The organism is Olsenella intestinalis, assembly GCF_023276655.1.
Taxonomy (GTDB): domain Bacteria; phylum Actinomycetota; class Coriobacteriia; order Coriobacteriales; family Atopobiaceae; genus Olsenella_J; species Olsenella_J intestinalis.
The window spans coordinates 984,427-999,978 of record NZ_JALGRK010000002.1 but is presented as its reverse complement, the minus strand read 5'-3'; the positions used below and the strand labels follow the sequence as shown (position 1 = coordinate 999,978).

The following is a 15,552-nucleotide window of genomic DNA, read 5'->3' as shown; positions in this document are numbered from 1 at the left end:
CCATGGGTAAGCCCGGAGCATTTCTGGACGTCGAGCGCAAGACGCACGACGAGCGTGACGTGAGGCAGACGATCGCCGACTTCGACGAGTTCGCGCTGCCGCTTTCCGAGGAGCTCCAGCGCGAGCAGGCCTCGCGCTGCATGATGTGCGGCGTGGCGTTCTGCCAGAGCGGCATCGGCTTCGGCGCCGCCCGCACGTCGGGGTGCCCCCTCCACAACCTGATCCCCGAGTGGAACGACCTGCTCTATCGCGGCCTCTGGGACGACGCCGCGGCGCGCCTCTCGCTCACGAACCCCTTCCCGGAGTTCACGGGCCGCGTCTGCCCGGCGCTCTGCGAGACGGCCTGCAACCTGGGCCTCTCCGACGACGCCACGACGATCCGCGACAACGAGCGTGCGATCAGCGACCACGCCTGGGCCACGGGATCCGCATCGGCCAGGCCTCTGCCCGCGCCTGCCGAGGACGCTCCCAGGGTCGCCGTCGTGGGCTCGGGACCCGCGGGCCTCGCCGCCGCATGGGAGCTCGCCCGCCTCGGCCTTCGCGTCACGGTCTTCGAGAAGAGCGACGCCCCCGGCGGCCTGCTCATGTACGGAATCCCCAACATGAAGCTGCCCAAGGAGGTCGTCTCCCGCAGGGTCGAGCTCATGCGCGAGAGCGGCATCGCCTTCGAGTGCGGCGCCGACGCCTGCGACGCGGCCGTCGCCTCGCGCCTCACGGGTGGCGAGTTCGACGCCGTGGTCGTGGCCGCCGGCGCGGGTGCGGCGCGCACGCTGCGCTGCCCGGGCGCCGACCGCCCCGGCGTGACGCTCGCGGTCGACTACCTCACGAGCTCCACCAAGTCGGTCGTCTCGGGCGAGGCGCCCGCCATCACCGCGGCCGGGCTCGACGTCGTGGTCGTGGGCGGCGGTGACACCGGCACCGACTGCGTCGCCACGGCGCTCCGACAGGGCGCGAAGAGCGTCACCCAGCTCGAGTTCCTGCCGGCCCCGCCCGAAGAGCGCGCGAAGGACAACCCCTGGCCCGAGTGGGCGACCCTCAAGAAGGTCGACTACGGCCAGCTCGAGGCCATCGCGCTACAGGGTGAGGACCCGCGCCTCTGGGCGACGAACACCCTGGAGGTCTTGCCGGCCGAGGTCGACGGCGAGCCGGGTGGGGAGGACGCGCCCGTCGGCGGCCTGCGCATCGTCTCGCTCGACTGGAGCCACGGCAAGCCGGAGCCTGTTGCGGGCACCGAGCGCACCATCGACGCCCAGCTCGTCCTCATCGCCATGGGCTTCAGCGGCCCCGAGTCGGCCGTCCTCCAGTCGCTCGGCGTCGAGTGCGAGCCCTTCCGCGACGGCGTGCGCCCCACCTCCGCCACCTCCGACAGCGAGGGCCATCGCGTCGCGGCGACGGGGGAGGTCCCGGTCTTCGCGGCGGGCGACGCCCGCTCGGGCTCGTCGCTGGTGGTCAACGCCATCGCCGACGGCCTCGCCTGCGCCCAGGAGGTTGCCTCCGCGCTTCTCTAGCGCAGGCTCCTCAGTAGATTGTGATGCAGCCTTCGCGGCCCGCGGTCTCCCATGACTGCGGGCCGCTCGTGGTTGGCTGCAGCGCAGACGGTATGTTCATCAGCTTCGAACCTGTGAGCCGTTCGCAGCAGGGCGAGCCGAAGGGGCTCCCCTCCTGGACTACGCTCGGTTTGCAGGAAAAAAGGGCCGGCGACGGTCCGAAGGAAAGGAGCCCCTGATGAACGAGTATAGCGCCCGCCACTACCAGAGCTTCGCCGCAATGGACGTACACGCCCGCTCGATCGCGATCGCCACGCTCGACACCTCGACGGGGGAGGTCGCCAGCACGACGCTGCGCGGCTGCCCGGGGGCGGCCGAGGTGATGGGGTGGGTCGGCGCCCACACGACCGGCAGGGTGCTCTACGCCTACGAGTCCGGCCCCACCAAGTCCTCCCTCTGCAGGTCGATCAGGGACCTCGGCGGCGACTGCGGCATCGTCGCGGTCGCCACGCTCCCCCGCTCAACGAAGCAGGCGCAGCGCAAGACCGACCCCGGCGACGCCAGGGCCCTGCTCATGCTCATAAGCGCCCCCGCGCACGACTTCTCGTGGTGCTACGTCCCCTCCAGGGAGGAGGAGCAGGCGCGCGACCTCTGCAGGGCCTACCGCCTCTCCGCCGACGAGCTCGCCCGCGCGAAGCAGAGGGTCTCGTCCTTCCTGCTGGGCAAGGACATCGTCTGGAACGACCGCACCGAGGCGGGCAACCTCAGGTCGACGTGGACGAAGCGCTACGTGACCTGGCTCAACGGGAAGACGGCCGGGCTGGGCGGCGCCGACGCGCTCACGCTCTCGCTCTACCGCCAGGACGTCGAGGACTGGAGGGCGAAGGTCGACGAGCGCAGGCGCCTCGTCCTCGCCCTCTGCCAGGAGGACAGGTGGAAGCCGTACGTCGACTCGATCTCCCAGCTCACGAGCATCGGGCCCGAGACCGCGCTGCTCGCCGCCGCCGAGCTCGGCGACTTCAGGCGCTTCCGCTCCGGGCGCCGCGTGCGGAGCTGGATGGGCCTGACGCCCAAGGAGCACTCGAGCGGCGAGAAGGGCTCCCGCGGCCCGATCACCAAGAGCGGGCCGAGCTGCCTGCGGAAGTGCCTCGTCGAGGGCCTCGGCACGTTCCCGAGGCGCAAGTCCGCCGTCAAGAGGACGAGGGAGGGGCAGGAGCCCGTCCCCGGGACGAGGGCGGAGGCCGCGAAGGCCAACGCGAGGCTCATGAGGAGGTACAGGGCCCTCGAGGACGGCGGCAAGTCGGGCAACAAGATCAAGGTGGCGCTCGCCTCCGAGCTGGCCGTCTGGGTCTGGCACATCGGCGTGATCGTGGCCGAGTCGCTCGAGTAGCGGCTGGCCGGCCCTGATAGCGGATTGACCGCCGCGCCGGCTGGGCCGGCGCCGGGAGGAGACCTGCGACCACTTTATGTGCGCGGCGCCCGCGTCCCCGGGTCGCCGTATGCACGTGCGCAGACTGGCCTTGGGCCAAGAGCAACCCTCCCTACGGATCGTCGTTGTGTGGGCGGACTGTCGCCGCACCCTGGGCGGCATGCCGTATCCACGGATGTGAAACTGTGCACGTTGGCCCGGTCCGCCCGCGGGCCGGGATGCGGTGCCAGACGGCGTGGCGGATGATCTTTCTCGCCGTTCGGCGGCAAGGTGGCCTAGCTAGCCACCGAGCCGCCGAACCGGTGAGCCTTGCGCGCTTGACACGCTGATGAACATATGAAAGTGGCCTCGAGGGCGCGAGGGGTCAGCGCAGAATGCAGTTGAGGGCGTGAGCTGCAGCGCAAAACCCGCTCGAGGGCGCGACTCCACTCACGCCCTCGAGGCCATTCTGCGCTGACGGTCACGCCCTCAACCCACATCTGCGCTGCAAGGCATCAAAAACTCACGCCCTCGAGCCCAGTTTGCGCTGCAGACACAAAATAACTCACGCCCTCGAGGCCATTCTGCGCTGACGGCCATCGGCACTCGCGCCCTCGAGGCCATTCTGCGCTGCAGCTCACGTCCTCAAGGCCACCAGACCCGCGTCCGCTGCGCCCATTGTGTGCGCGCTTCGAACTCTCCCTGCCCGCCCGCTACAATCAAGGGGCACACCCAGACGCAAGGAGAAGATCGCATGGCAGACACCACCATCGCCGAGGCCCCGGAGCACGACGGCGCCGCGGGCGCCGAGCAGGCGAGAAGGACCATCGCCGTCATCGACGGCAACTCCCTGATGCACCGCGCCTTCCACGCGATCCGCCAGCCCATGAGCGCGCCCGACGGCCGCGCGACCAACGCGCTCTTCGGCTTCTTCAACATGTTCATCAAGCTGGTCGAGTCCTTCCAGCCCGACGGCGTCATCTGCGCCTTCGACCGCGGCAAGCCCCAGGTCCGCATCGACATGCTGCCGCAGTACAAGGCCCAGCGCCCGCCGATGGACCCCTCCCTCCACGAGCAGTTCCCCATGGTGAAGGACCTGCTGCGCTCGCTCGACGTGCCCGTGGTCGAGCTCCAGGGCTGGGAGGGTGACGACATCCTCGGCACGCTCGCCCGCCGCGGCGAGGAGGCCGGCTTTGAGATGCTGCTCTTCACCGGCGACCGCGACATGTACCAGCTCGCCACCGAGAACGTGAAGATCGTCGCCACCAAGAAGGGCGTCTCCGACGTGCAGATCATGACGCCCGAGAGCGTCGACGACCTCTACCACGGCGTCACGCCCGAGCTCGTCCCCGACTTCTACGGCCTCAAGGGCGACTCGTCCGACAACATCCCCGGCGTGCCGGGCATCGGCCCCAAGAAGGCCGCCGCCCTCATCGTCGAGTACGGCAGCCTGGACGAGGTCATCGCCCACGCCGACGAGGTGAAGGGGAAGATGGGCGAGAACCTGCGCGCCCACATCGACGACGCGCTCGTCAGCCGCAAGATCGCGACCATCCGCACCGACGCGCCCGTCGAGCTCGACCTCGCCGACGCCAAGTTCCCCACCTTCGAGGCCCAGACCGTCACCGACGCCTTCTCCGCGCTCGGCTTCACGGGCATGATCTCCCGTCTCCTTCGCCTTGGCGGTGCCGAGACGAGCGTGGACGTCGCGCCCGCACCCACCCTGGAGGTTCCCGAGCCCCTTTCTGGCGACGCTGCGCGCGCGGCGCTCGACGCCGCCATCGCCGACGGCGCCCCGGTCGCGGCAGAGCTTCAGTCCCCCGAGACGAAGAAGGGCCAGCAGTCCCTCTTCGCCGAGGAGGAGCCCCGCGTGCTGTGGTGCGCCACGGGCGACAAGCTGCTGCGCATCGAGGGTGACGACGCCCTGCGTGCGGCCATCCGCGACCTCGCGCTCAAGGGCTGGCTCGTCAGCGCCGACGTGAAGGCCCTTCTCCACGAGGTCGTCCCCGCGGACTCGGCCCTGGAGCCGCTCGTCGACGTCGCCGCGCTCGACGCCTCGCACCTCTTCGACGTCTCCATCGCCGGCTACCTGCTCGACTCCGACTCGGGCGCCTTCTCGCCGGCCGAGCTCTACCAGAACCCTCAGCTCACGGGCGGCGCCATGCCCGAGCCGTCCGACGAGGCGCCGCAGGAGGCCCTCGACGTCCTGGCCGAGCTCGCGCTCGTGGACGTGCTGGGCCAGGCTCTGCAGGCCGACGGCTCGCTCGAGCTCTTCACCACGGTCGAGATGCCGCTCACCCTCGTCCTGCTCCAGATGGAGCGCGAGGGCCTCAGGTGCGACCCGAACATCCTGGCCGAGCAGGCAGCGAGCCTCGGCTCCGAGATCGACGCCATGGTCGCCGCCATCCGCGCCGAGGCGGGGGAGGAGTTCAACCTCGACTCGCCGCAGCAGCTCTCGCACGTCCTCTTCGACGTGATGGGCCTGCCCACCGCCGGCCTCAAGAAGACCCGCAAGGGCTTCTACTCCACCAACGCCAAGGTCCTCGCCGACCTCGCCGGCGACCACAAGGTCGTGGCCGACGTGCTGGAGTACCGCGAGCGCGCCAAGATCAAGAGCACCTACCTCGACGCCCTGCCCAAGCTCATCCGCACGGACGGCCGCATCCACACGACGCTCAACCAGACCGTCGCGGCCACGGGGCGCCTGTCGAGCTCCGAGCCCAACCTCCAGAACATCCCGACCCGCTCCGACCTCGGCCACCGCGTGCGCACCGCGTTCACCGTGGACGAGGGCAACGTGTTCCTCGCCTGCGACTACTCCCAGATCGAGCTGCGCCTCCTCGCGCACCTCTCCGGCGACGAGCACCTGGTCGCCGCCTTCTGCGAGGGCGCCGACTTCCACGCGGCCACGGCGGCTCGCGTCTTCGGCGTTCCCGTCGACGAGGTCACCCCGCAGCTGCGCAGCCGCGCCAAGGCCGTCAACTTCGGCATCGTCTACGGCCAGCAGGCCTTCGGCCTCGCGACCTCCCTCAAGATTCCCCGCGGCGAGGCCCAGGAGATGATCGACCGCTACTTCGAGGCCTACCCGGGCGTCCGCCGCTTCCTCGACGAGTCCGTCGAGACTGCGCGCAAGAGCGGCTTCGCGACCACCATGTACGGCCGCAAGCGCCACATCAAGGACATCAACTCCCGCAACTTCCAGCTGCGCTCCTTCGCCGAGCGCACCGCCATGAACCACCCCATGCAGGGCACTGCCGCCGACATCATCAAGATCGCCATGGTCCGCGTCGCCGAGCGCCTGCGCGAGGAGGGCCTCGCGAGCCGCCTCGTCCTGCAGATCCACGACGAGCTCGACTTCGAGGTGCCCGCCGCCGAGGTCGACGCGCTCTCGAGCCTCGTCCGCGAGACGATGGAGGGCGTCTGCGAGCTGCGCGTCCCGCTGATCGCCGACGTCAGCTTCGGCTCCAACTGGGCGGAGGCGAAGTAATGGCATCCTTCGACGAGATCATGCACGACCACCCCGACCTCTTCGAGGACGAGCTCGTGGACGCGACCCTCGACGACGATTCCGCCGCCGAGAAGAGCAACGGCCGCGTCGGTGGCTCCGCCTCAAAGATGCGCGTCGTGGTCTGGACGGACGGCTCCTCGCGTGGCAACCCCGGCCCTGGCGGCTACGGCGCGGTGCTCCTCTTCCGCGACTCCGCGGGCGTCGAGCACCGTCGCGAGCTCTCGGCGGGATATCGCGAGACGACCAACAACCGCATGGAGCTCCTCGGTGTGATCAGTGCGCTCGAGGCGCTCAAGCGCCCCTGCGAGGTGGAGGTCCACTCCGACTCGCAGTACGTGGTCAACGCCTTCAACAAGGGCTGGGTCTGGGGCTGGCTCAAGCGCGGCTGGAAGACGGCCTCCAAGCAGCCGGTCAAGAACCCCGACCTCTGGAAGCGCCTGCTTGCGGCCAAGAAGCCGCACGACGTGACCTTCATCTGGGTCAAGGGCCACGCGGGCACCGAGCTCAACGAGCGCTGCGACGAGCTTGCCACCACGGCCGCCGACGACCGCGCAAACTGGCTGGAGGACAAGGGCTTCTCCGCCCAGGGCGGCCTGTTCTAACAAAGCAAACGCGAAGGCCTTCCCGGTCGTAGCGCCCACACGACGTGGTTAGGCGGTGTGCTTGCTCCCCTTGGCATGCTTGGGAGCCTTCTCTGTTTCGTCGTCGCGCGTGTCGCGGGCTCCGATCTCGACCTTCCATGCGCGGCGGGTCACGAAGAGCTCTCGCGGTGTGACCCCAAGTGCGTTGGAGATGCGGCAGAGCAGGTCGAGGCCCACGTTGACCTTGCCGTTCTCGACCTTCCAGATATGGGTGTAGCTCGTGCCGACCATGTCGGCGAACACGTGCAGGCTGAGCCCCTGCGACTCGCGCTTTCTGCGAATCTCCTCGCCCACCATGATTTTGAGTTCGTTGCCATCCATGCGGGTAGCGTACGTTGAGAAGAGTTGCGCCCTTTATCATATGTGATAAAGCCAGGCGGTATTTATAGTGGTACACCTGCTTTACCTGTAGATTTGCAGACCTGTATGGCCAAAAAACTCTGCTCTACGCTCACTGTATTGCACAGACAGTTTTCTCATTGATGTACGCTATGCAACGCTGCACGCGATTGCCGCGTGCCTCTGAATGCGCCGTTGTCCTAGGAGGGTCTGTATGAGTGGCTCCATGCGTTGTTGGATGGCTCGATGCGGCTTGGCATGTGCCCTGTCGTGCCTCGTTGTCTTGGCGGGCGTCCCCGCGCTTGCCCGCGCGGATGATGAGGCCGGCGACGCGGAGGCGACCCTCACCGATGCGGTGGTTGATGACCTCGCGACCCAGGCAAGTATTGTGAGTAGTGGCACGTTTGGAACCTGCCCATGGACCTTTGACAGCGACGGGGTTCTGACGATCGGTTCTGGCACGCTCCCGAACAGCACGGGTTACATGTATTGGGATTCCCTGCAGACTTATGAGGTAAAGCGCGTGAGGACGAGCGGTCGCATTGTCGCCGCCGAGTCAATCTCCGGGCTGTTCTCGTCGTTTAGCAAAATGACTTCAGCCGATCTCTCGGGCATCGACACGTCTGCCGTGACGAATATGAGCGGAGTATTTCGGAGCTGCAGCTCGCTGACTTCCATCGACCTGACTGGGTGGAACACATCACGCGTACGTGACATGAGCAGATTGTTCCAGTCGTGTGATGCGTTGACTTCAGCCAACCTGGCTGGCTGGGACACTACGAGCGTCACGGACATGAGCGAGATGTTCTGGGCGTGTGATCATCTCTTTGACCTCAACATCTCGGGCTGGGATACGCCGCAGGTCGAAACCATGAACCAGATGTTCTGGGGTTGTAGGAGGCTCGAATCGATTGATGTTGCCCGCTGGAATACTGAATCACTGACCAACGCGAATCAGCTGTTTTATTTCTGTGACATCCTTGGGTCCCTTGATCTCTCGGGCTGGAATACCGCGAAGGTTCTGAACATGGAGAGCATGTTTGCGTACTGCCAGGAGCTCGAGCGTATCTACGTTGGGGACGGCTGGTCGACGGCGTCTCTTGGGCCTCTCGAGACCTATCGGATGTTCGATGGGTGCTACAAGCTCGTTGGTGGCAATGGGACCAAGTACGATTACTCGCATTCGTCTGCTGATTACGCTCACGTAGATGCGCCGGATAACCCTGGGTACCTGACGCATAAGCAGGGGTCTGCGCCCGCGCCCTCGCCCTCGCAGGGTGGAAAGTCGTCGATGTATCGCCTGTATAACCCGTACACCGGCGAGCACTTCTACACGGCCTCGCCCGTGGAGAAGGATCACCTTGCGAACATAGGCTGGTCGTATGAGGGCATCGGCTGGGTAGCGCCGGAGCGTTCGAAGAGCCCCGTGTATCGACTCTATAACCCCTACGCTGGCGACCATCACTACACGATGAGCGCGGGCGAGCGTGACAACCTCAAGTCTGTGGGTTGGAGCGACGAGGGCGTTGGCTGGTATTCCGACGACGCGCACGGCGTACCTCTGTATAGGCAGTACAACCCCTATGCGAGCGTTGGAACGCACAATTACACGACGAGCCGCGGCGAGAACGACGCGCTCGTCTCGATTGGGTGGAACGCCGAGGGAATCGGCTGGTACGGAGTCGCGTAGGACAGGTAGTCGAGATAACGGTTGTCGACGATGCGCGTATCGTGCATCGTCGGGGCCTGCCGCATGCGCCCCGAGCGAGGGCGTGCTCTTCTCGTCCGCCTATGCGCTGGTGACGTCCGTCTTGCCGATCATGATGTTGAGGATCTCGACGTCGGTGGGGTGCATGCCCACGCGGCCGACGTAGCCCATCGAGCGGATGGTCTCCTCGGCGTTCTGGCCGACCAGGCCGTCGCCCGCCAGGAAGTTGTCGTCGGCGAGCGCCATGTCGCAGCCGAGGATCGCGGCGTCGACGGCCGCGCAGATCTTGGCGGCGCAGCTGGGCTTGGCGCCGTCGCAGACGATGCCGCCGACGTTGGCGAGGGTGTTGACGATGGTGGCCTCGAGCTGGGCGAACGAGCCGCCGCGCAGCATGCAGATGCCGCCGCCGGCGCCGCAGCTCGCCGAGACCGCGCCGCAGAAGGCCGAGAGCTCGCCGATGAAGTACTTCACGTGCACGGCGACGAGGTCGGAGAGGACCACGGCGCGCACGAGCTCCTCGTGCGTGCTCCAGAGGTCGTGGGCGTACTCGAGCACGGGCTGCGAGCAGGTGATTCCCTGGTTGCCGCTGCCGCAGTTGATGACGACGGGCATGGCGCAGCCGCTCATGCGGGCGTCGGACCCGGCGGCCGCCGCGGCGCGCGCCTTGCAGGAGATGTCCTGGGGGCGGCTCTTGAGCAGGGTGCTGCCGATGTTGGCGCCCCAGCGGTTGGTGAGGCCCTCGCGGGAGATGGCCTGGTTGGTCTCGATCTGCCTCGTGATGAGCTCGTCGACGTCGGAGAGCTTTACCTCGTGGGCGAACTCCCAGATGGAGTTCAGGGTGAGCTGGGAGCGGTCAGCCTCGCTCTTCTCGGAAGACGTGGCCTGGGCATGGGCGCTCACGCCTGCCGCGACCGTGGGCTCGCCGTCGAGGGCGAGCTCGACCACGTTGGTGTGGCGCTCCTCGATGCAGGCGACGGCCGTGTGGCCCGCGCCCTCGCAGGTCACGCGCACGTAGAGGTTGGGGACGTCCTCGGCCAGCTCGACGTCGCAGTAGCCCGCCGAGACGAACTCGCGCGTGCGCTCGATGTCCTCGGGCTGGACGGCCTGCAGCACCTCGAGCTCGCGGCGGGCGTCGCCGCCAAGTGCGCCGAGCGTGGCAGCCGCCTCGATGCCGCGCATGCCGCCGGAGTTGGGGACCGTGACGCTCTTCACGTTCTTGATGATGTTGCCGCTGCACGAGACCGACAGGTGCTCGGGGCGCTCGCGCAGGGCGGCGCGGGCGAGGGCCGCGGCAAGCGCGACGGCGATGGGCTCGGTGCAGCCCAGTGCGCAGACGAGCTCCTCGTGCAGGATGGCAAGGTGGTTGTCGTAGGCGGAGGCGTCCATGGTGCTCCCTCTCGGTGCGGTCTGCCGGCGCGGTGCGGGCAGGTTCGGTCGTGTGGCTGTGATTGTTGCAGGTATCAGCTGCGCATGCCACAACGGCGAGAAAAGACCATCAATGGGGGAGCGGCGCATCGGGCGTGCGGTGCCCGGTGGGCATGCGGGTGGCGCCCAGTGGGTGGCGCCTAGTGGGAGTGCTCGCTCTTCTCGTCCTGGGTGTTGAGGATCTCGAGGATCTGCGGCAGGGCGCTGCCGAGCGTGCCGATGGGCCCGCGCCAGATCGCGCGCTTGGGCCAGCCGTGGCCGACGTAGGCGGTGCGCAGCTCGATGTCGGGGCGCGGGAAGTCGCGGCGCGCGTCGTTGCCGACCATGAGGCACTCGTGCGGCTCGAGGCCGATCGCCCCCACGAACTCCTCGTAGTAGGCGGCGTCGGGCTTGACGCGGTGCGAGTTCTCGATGTGCGAGATGCGGGCGAAGTCGACGTCGGCGACGCCGGCCCACTCCATCCTCACCTTGTCGCAGGCGAGCGAGAACGTGGGGTTGGTGGCCAGCGCGACCGTGAGGCCGAGGGACTGCGCGCGCTCGATGGTCGCGCGGGCACCCTCGCGCTCGCGGGCGAGAACGGGGCCGCCCTTGAGGTCCCAGAGGCACTCGCTCTCGTAGTAGTCGATCGCGTCCGCGATGACGGGGTCCTCGATGGGGATGCCGGAGAGCCTCTCGAAGGTCTGGTTGTAGAGCTCTGCGTTGGTGAGGTCGTCCGTGCGCGACTCGGAGCAGACCGCCATGTAGCTGCGGGCGATCCGCGAGAAGGTGAGCGAGGTGGGGACGCGGGCGATCCGCGAGAGGATCTTGGCCTTGCCAAGCGCGTAGCGCGCGACGAACGCGGAGAGGTTGATGTCGAGCAGGGTGTCGTCCAGGTCGAACAGGACTGCCTTGATCATCGGTGCCTCCTTCGCGTCTCGCGGTGTGCCACGACGTATCTAAGCGTACCCAAACGCGGCCGCGAGTGGCGCAAAATTTGCAACAGAAGTGAAAATCGGGATTTGCACAACTTTGGCTTGAAATCAACACTAAACAACGGGTATTCTATCTGGCGTATGAGCGAAAGCTTGTACACTTGTATCTGTCGGCCCCCGAGAACATGTAAGTTTCCAATTGCGCAGAGCATCCGCCGAGCGCCCTAGGCAGCGGTCATGTAGATCGGGGCCCCGTTTTTGAAAGGGGTCCACCTTTGAGTGAGATTCAAAACTCGTCCATCTTCTCTCTGGATGACGTATCCGACGAGGAGCTGAACAGCCTCATCGACGGCACCATCACCGACTTTGATGAGGGCGATCTTGTGACGGGCACTGTCGTTAAGATTGAGCACGATGAGGTTCTTCTTGACATCGGGTTCAAGTCTGAGGGCGTCATCCCCTCCCGCGAGCTCTCCATCCGCAAGGACGTCAACCCCGAGGAGATCGTCAACCTCGGCGAGACCATCGAGGCTCTCGTTCTCCAGAAGGAGGACAAGGAGGGCCGTCTGATCCTCTCCAAGAAGCGTGCCGAGTACGAGCGTGCCTGGAACGCCGTCGAGGAGAAGTTCAACGCCGGCGAGAACGTCGAGGGCGAGGTCATCGAGGTCGTCAAGGGCGGCCTTATCCTCGACATCGGCCTCCGCGGCTTCCTGCCTGCCTCCCTCGTTGACCTCCGCAGGGTCAAGGACCTCAGCGCCTACATGGGCACCCGCATCGAGGCCCGCGTCATCGAGATGGACCGCAACCGCAACAACGTCGTCCTCTCCCGTCGCGTCGTGCTCGAGGAGGCCCGCAAGGCCGAGCGCACCGAGATCCTCTCCAAGCTCCAGAGTGGCATGCGCCTCAAGGGCACCGTCTCCTCGATCGTCGACTTCGGCGCCTTCGTCGACCTCGGCGGCATCGACGGCCTCATCCACATCTCCGAGCTCTCCTGGAACCACGTCAACCACCCCTCCGAGGTCGTCAAGGTCGGCCAGGAGGTCGAGGTTCAGGTTCTCGACGTCGATCTCAACCGCGAGCGCATCTCCCTCGGCCTCAAGCAGACCACCGAGGATCCCTGGCGCACGCTCGTCAAGAAGTACCCCGTCGGCGCCATCGTTGAGGGCACCGTCACCAAGCTCGTCACCTTCGGTGCTTTCGTCGACCTCGGCGACGGCGTTGAGGGCCTGGTGCACATCTCCGAGATGGCCCGCCAGCACGTCGACGCTCCTGCGCAGGTCTGCGCCGTGGGCGACGCTGTCCAGGTGAAGGTCATGGAGATCGACCTCGACCGTCGTCGCATCTCCCTGTCCATGAAGGCCGCTGCCGAGACGCTGGGCGTCGAGGTCGAGGTCAAGCCGATGGACAAGCCCGAGTCCGAGGACGAGGAGGCCGCTGAGGCTCCCGCCGAGGCCGTCGAGGCTGAGACCGAGGAGGCTCCCGTCGAGGAGTAAGCCTCACCACATAGGCTGAGTGGGGGAGTCGCTTCGGCGGCTCCCCTTTTTTGTAGGCTCTTCTCGCCCGCCCGGCGCGTAGGCGAGAAGAGCCTCGCCTTGACCGCAGGGGCGGGTGCGCTACCATCGTGCGAAACGAAGACGCGGGAGGAATCATGGAGCGACCGATCATTGTCACGGGCTTCGAGCCCTTTGGCGGCGAGAAGAGCAATGCCTCGTGGGAGGCCGTGCGACTGCTGCCGGACGAGGTCTGCGGTCGCGAGGTCATCAAGCTCAAGCTGCCCGTCGTCTTCGGCGCGTCGGGCGACATGGTCGCAGGCGCGATGCGTGAAGCCGCGCCGGCCGTGGTCGTGAGCGTGGGGGAGGCCGGCGGGCGCACCTGCCTCACGCCCGAGCGCGTGGCCGTCAACCGCATGGACGCGCGGATTCCCGACAACGACGGCGCGAGGCCGCAGGGCGAGCCGATCGTGTGCGGGGGTCCCGACGCCTACCTTGCGACGCTTCCCGTGGCCGACCTCGCGAGCGCATCGTGCGCCGCGGGCGTGCCTGCGAAGGTCTCGGACACGGCGGGGCTCTACGTGTGCAACCAGGTGATGTATCGCGTGCTGCACGAGGCAGACGTGTGCGGCATCGAGGCGCGCTGCGGGTTCGTGCACGTGCCGTACACGCCGGCGCAGACCGTCTCGCGTCCCGATGTGGCGTGCCTGCCGAGCGATCTCGCGAGCGCGGGTCTGGCCGCGATGATCGAGGCGGCCTTGGTCTCTTAGGGCTACGACCTTTGCTTGAAATATCCCTGTAATATTATCTACCTGCGGTTTGTTAAGTGTCGATTTCCACGCAAATTGAGTTGTCCATCTTCTTGTGGACGTGATGCATAGTGTTCGCAATGCAGATTCTGACCCCTGTGGGGTCGTTGCAGAGACAGTACAAGATCACGTCGAAAGGTGCGCAACATGATGGAGAAGTCCCTTAGCCGCCGCAGCTTCCTCAAGGCTTCCGCCGCCACCGCCGGTGGCGCCGCAGCAGCTTCGATGCTCGCCGCCTGTGGTGGTGCCGGCGCTGCCGACTCCGGCAGCAAGAAGAAGGTCCTGAGGTTTGCCCAGTCCAACGCCAAGCAGGGCCTGGACATGCAGAAGTCCACGAACTCCGGCTCCTCCTCCATCGCCGACTGCATCTTCGAGTCGCCGCTTCGCTGGACCGAGGACAACGAGCTCGTGCCCTGCCTGCTCAAGGAGATCCCGACCTTCGAGGCTGATGGCGTCACCCTGCACTGCGAGCTGAAGCCCAACATCAAGTTCCACGACGGCACCACGCTCACCGCGAGCGACGTCAAGTACTCCTTCGAGCGCATGTTCAAGCCCGAGACCGGTGGCAAGTCCACCTACATGTACGACCTGATCAAGGGTGCCAAGGAGATGCTCGCCGGCACCGCCACCGAGCTCGAGGGCCTCACGGTCGAGGACGACACGCACTTCACCTTCGTCCTCACCAACCCCATGGTCACCTTCGTGAACAACCTCGGCATCAACTACGCCGACATCTTCCCGAAGGACGCCTGCGAGAAGGCCGGCAAGTCCTGGGGCACGGGCACCAACTGCATCGGCACCGGCAAGTACAAGGTCGTCTCCAACGACGACACCACCGAGGTCGTGCTCGCCCGCTTCGACGACTACCACGACGGCAAGCCCGCCCTCGACGAGGTTCACTTCCAGTTCGTCGACGACCTCAACACCAAGATGATGTCGTTCAAGAACGGCGACGTCGACTACTGCGACCTCGACGCCTCGCAGCTCCAGCAGTACAAGAGCGACCCCGAGGTCAAGGACCTCATCACCCAGTACCCGACCCTGGGCGTCCAGTTCGTCAACCTCAACCTCAGTTCCGAGAAGCTCCAGGACGTCCGCGTCCGCAAGGCGCTCTCGCTCGCCATCAACCGCGACGAGCTCATCCAGTCGATCGTCGGCGGCGCAGGCACCGTCCCGTCCGGCTGGCTCGCACCCCAGACGCCGGGTCACGACCCGAACGCGCCCGCGTTTGAGTATGACCCCGAGAAGGCAAAGGCTCTTCTCGCCGAGGCGGGCGTCACCAACCTCGAGCTGTCCGCCAAGGTCCGTGCGAACATCAACCAGAAGCAGCTCGTGGCCGTGCAGGACTACTGGTCCAAGATCGGCGTCAAGCTGACCGTCGAGACCGAGGACCACGGCGTCTGGGCCCAGGACTGGGCGGACGGCAGCCTCGAGATCACGGCCGTGGGCTGGTTCCCGCTCTACGCCGACGCGGACAACCACATGTACACGTACTTCTACAGCGAGAACGCCAAGGGCAAGAGCTCGTTCTACAACAACCCCGAGTTCGACGCGCTCGTCTCGCAGGCTCGCGTCGAGCAGGACAAGCAGAAGCGTGCCGACCTGTACCGCCAGGCCGACGACATCCTGACCCGCCAGGACTACGCCACGCTGCCGCTGTACTACCCCAAGAACCAGTTCGTCGCCAAGGACTACGTCCAGAACGCCAAGGTCGGCAACCTGATCTACCACATGATCGACGTTGACATCGACACGACCAAGCCGGACTACGCCGGCTAGTGTCCATGGCCTGGCGCACTGACGACATCACCAGGTAGCCAGACACG

11 protein-coding genes are annotated in these 15,552 nt (G+C 66.5%); 8 read left to right on the top strand and 3 right to left on the bottom strand.

Annotated elements, in window-relative coordinates:
• Positions 1-2 precede the first annotated feature (2 nt).
• The 4 genes from M5D76_RS08945 (at position 3) to rnhA (ending at position 7,005) form a co-directional block, all read left to right on the top strand.
• Positions 3-1,508 (top strand): glutamate synthase subunit beta, encoded by a 1,506-nt coding sequence (locus M5D76_RS08945; protein ID WP_248923035.1) that lies wholly within the window; start codon positions 3-5, stop codon positions 1,506-1,508.
• A 217-nt stretch (positions 1,509-1,725) separates the two neighbouring features.
• Positions 1,726-2,877, top strand: coding sequence for an IS110 family RNA-guided transposase (locus M5D76_RS08940; protein ID WP_248922114.1), 1,152 nt, complete (start codon positions 1,726-1,728; stop codon positions 2,875-2,877).
• Positions 2,878-3,649: 772 nt separating this feature from the next.
• Positions 3,650-6,382 carry a DNA polymerase I gene (gene polA, locus M5D76_RS08935; protein WP_248923034.1) on the top strand — a complete coding sequence of 911 codons (2,733 nt, stop codon included), beginning with the start codon at positions 3,650-3,652 and terminating at the stop codon, positions 6,380-6,382.
• A 128-nt stretch (positions 6,383-6,510) separates the two neighbouring features.
• Positions 6,511-7,005: a ribonuclease HI gene (gene rnhA, locus M5D76_RS08930; RefSeq protein WP_248923079.1), complete on the top strand. Its 495-nt coding sequence runs from the start codon at positions 6,511-6,513 to the stop codon at positions 7,003-7,005.
• Positions 7,006-7,053: 48 nt separating this feature from the next.
• Here the strand turns inward: rnhA and M5D76_RS08925 are convergent, their stop codons facing one another.
• Positions 7,054-7,365 carry a helix-turn-helix domain-containing protein gene (locus M5D76_RS08925; RefSeq protein WP_248923033.1) on the bottom strand — a complete coding sequence of 104 codons (312 nt, stop codon included), beginning with the start codon at positions 7,363-7,365 and terminating at the stop codon, positions 7,054-7,056.
• A 232-nt stretch (positions 7,366-7,597) separates the two neighbouring features.
• Here M5D76_RS08925 and M5D76_RS08920 point away from each other — a divergent pair, with 232 nt between their 5' ends.
• A complete protein-coding gene (locus M5D76_RS08920) occupies positions 7,598-9,073 on the top strand; it encodes a BspA family leucine-rich repeat surface protein (protein ID WP_248923032.1) in 1,476 nt (491 codons plus the stop codon).
• A 99-nt stretch (positions 9,074-9,172) separates the two neighbouring features.
• Here the strand turns inward: M5D76_RS08920 and M5D76_RS08915 are convergent, their stop codons facing one another.
• Together M5D76_RS08915 and M5D76_RS08910 are read right to left on the bottom strand one after the other, a co-directional pair.
• Positions 9,173-10,477 (bottom strand): L-cysteine desulfidase family protein, encoded by a 1,305-nt coding sequence (locus M5D76_RS08915; RefSeq protein ID WP_248923031.1) that lies wholly within the window; start codon positions 10,475-10,477, stop codon positions 9,173-9,175.
• A 179-nt stretch (positions 10,478-10,656) separates the two neighbouring features.
• A complete protein-coding gene (locus M5D76_RS08910) occupies positions 10,657-11,412 on the bottom strand; it encodes an HAD family hydrolase (RefSeq protein WP_248923030.1) in 756 nt (251 codons plus the stop codon).
• A gap of 290 nt (positions 11,413-11,702) precedes the next feature.
• Between M5D76_RS08910 and rpsA the strand changes: the two genes are divergently transcribed.
• From rpsA to M5D76_RS08895, 3 genes are all read left to right on the top strand, one after another.
• Entirely contained in the window at positions 11,703-12,920 is a 1,218-nt protein-coding gene (gene rpsA, locus M5D76_RS08905) for a 30S ribosomal protein S1 (protein WP_248923029.1), read from the top strand.
• A gap of 155 nt (positions 12,921-13,075) precedes the next feature.
• Complete coding sequence (gene pcp / locus M5D76_RS08900) at positions 13,076-13,687, top strand: pyroglutamyl-peptidase I (RefSeq protein WP_248923028.1); 612 nt, start codon at positions 13,076-13,078, stop codon at positions 13,685-13,687.
• Positions 13,688-13,873: 186 nt separating this feature from the next.
• Positions 13,874-15,505: an ABC transporter substrate-binding protein gene (locus tag M5D76_RS08895; RefSeq protein ID WP_346348411.1), complete on the top strand. Its 1,632-nt coding sequence runs from the start codon at positions 13,874-13,876 to the stop codon at positions 15,503-15,505.
• The last annotated feature ends 47 nt before the right edge of the window (positions 15,506-15,552 follow it).

Bases quoted from the DNA above. Each gene is read 5' to 3' on its own strand.
- M5D76_RS08940 (WP_248922114.1), top strand. From the start codon at position 1,726: ATGAACGAGTATAGCGCCCGCCACTACCAGAGCTTCGCCGCAATGGAC.
- M5D76_RS08920 (WP_248923032.1), top strand. From the start codon at position 7,598: ATGAGTGGCTCCATGCGTTGTTGGATGGCTCGATGCGGCTTGGCATGT.
- polA (WP_248923034.1), top strand. From the start codon at position 3,650: ATGGCAGACACCACCATCGCCGAGGCCCCGGAGCACGACGGCGCCGCG.
- M5D76_RS08895 (WP_346348411.1), top strand. From the start codon at position 13,874: ATGATGGAGAAGTCCCTTAGCCGCCGCAGCTTCCTCAAGGCTTCCGCC.
- M5D76_RS08945 (WP_248923035.1), top strand. From the start codon at position 3: ATGGGTAAGCCCGGAGCATTTCTGGACGTCGAGCGCAAGACGCACGAC.
- M5D76_RS08915 (WP_248923031.1), bottom strand. From the start codon at position 10,477: ATGGACGCCTCCGCCTACGACAACCACCTTGCCATCCTGCACGAGGAG.
- M5D76_RS08910 (WP_248923030.1), bottom strand. From the start codon at position 11,412: ATGATCAAGGCAGTCCTGTTCGACCTGGACGACACCCTGCTCGACATC.
- rnhA (WP_248923079.1), top strand. From the start codon at position 6,511: ATGCGCGTCGTGGTCTGGACGGACGGCTCCTCGCGTGGCAACCCCGGC.
- pcp (WP_248923028.1), top strand. From the start codon at position 13,076: ATGGAGCGACCGATCATTGTCACGGGCTTCGAGCCCTTTGGCGGCGAG.
- M5D76_RS08925 (WP_248923033.1), bottom strand. From the start codon at position 7,365: ATGGATGGCAACGAACTCAAAATCATGGTGGGCGAGGAGATTCGCAGA.